Consider the following 707-nt stretch of genomic DNA (forward strand, 5'->3'; position numbering starts at 1 on the left):
GTGCGAGGACCCGGGGGAGCACGAGGGCCGGGGGAGCGCGCGAGAACCGGGGGGAGCACGAGGACCGGGTGGGACCGTGCCGATGCCCGGGCTCCGCCGCCATGAACGCGCGAGCGCCGCTTCAGGCCACGCGATGCACCAGCTGGCTGGTCAGCTCGTACCGCGCGCCGACGATCGCCAGCCGCCCGTCCGCCACCCGCTCGGCGAGATCCGGCTCCGCCGCGAGCCGGGACCGCACGAGCCGGACGTTGGCGTCGATCGTCGCGTCCACGCGGGCGTCGCCCTGCGTGCTCCGGTCGATGGCCGGGGCTATCTGATCGGCCAGGTACTGGATGTGCGCCGGCAGCCGCCCCCCGGCCCCGTCCGCCTCGACGGCGGCCCGCACGGCCCCGCAGGACTGGTGGCCCAGCACCACGACCAGCGGTATCGCCAGCTCCAGCACCCCGTACGCGATGCTGCCGAGCACCGCCTCGTCGAGCACCTCACCGGCGCTGCGCACGGTGAGCAGATCGCCGAGCCCCTGGTCGAAGACCAGCTCCGGCGGCACCCGGGAGTCGACACAGCCGAGCACGAGAGCGAACGGATGCTGGCCCGAGGTCAGCGCCTGCCGCACGGCCGGGGTCTCGTCCGGGTGCCGTTCCCGGAAGGTGCGCCAGCGCCGGTTCCCGGCGGCCAGCTCGCGCAGTGCCTCCGGCGCGGTGGTGGGC

The 707-nt window shown here is 75.7% G+C and carries 1 protein-coding gene; it reads right to left on the reverse strand.

Annotated elements, in window-relative coordinates; translation table 11 throughout:
- Window positions 1–121: 121 nt before the first annotated feature.
- A partial coding sequence (locus tag CCN42_RS40590) for a carbonic anhydrase (protein ID WP_086742070.1) occupies window positions 122–707 on the reverse strand: 586 nt, incomplete at its 5' end.

The sequence above is a fragment of the Streptomyces glaucescens genome (genome assembly GCF_002154375.1).
GTDB classification, from domain to species: Bacteria; Actinomycetota; Actinomycetes; order Streptomycetales; family Streptomycetaceae; genus Streptomyces; species Streptomyces glaucescens.